Origin of the sequence: Paenibacillus campinasensis (genome assembly GCF_002272015.1) — a bacterium.
Taxonomy (GTDB): Bacteria; Bacillota; Bacilli; order Paenibacillales; family Paenibacillaceae; genus Paenibacillus_AQ; species Paenibacillus_AQ campinasensis.
In genome coordinates this window covers 1-206 of the sequence record NZ_NPBY01000168.1, presented here as the reverse complement: position 1 = coordinate 206, position 206 = coordinate 1, and the positions used below count along the sequence as shown (strand labels likewise).

Genomic DNA, 206 nt, shown 5'->3' with positions numbered 1-206 from the left:
TGGAGGCTTAGCTCAGCTGGGAGAGCATCTGCCTTACAAGCAGAGGGTCGGGGGTTCGATCCCCTCAGCCTCCACCATTCATCTTTTTTACAGAATGGGACAACCTAAACGAAGAAGAAGTAATGTTGGGGATTAGCCAAGCGGTAAGGCAACGGACTTTGACTCCGTCATGCATAGGTTCGAATCCTATATCCCCAGCCATGTAA

General features: G+C 50.0%; 2 tRNA genes. Both read left to right on the top strand.

Annotated elements, in window-relative coordinates:
- Nucleotide 1 precedes the first annotated feature (1 nt).
- Nucleotides 2–77 (top strand) — tRNA-Val (locus tag CHH67_RS25900).
- 49 nt (nucleotides 78–126) lie between these two features.
- Nucleotides 127–201 (top strand) — tRNA-Gln (locus CHH67_RS25895).
- Nucleotides 202–206: the final 5 nt, after the last annotated feature.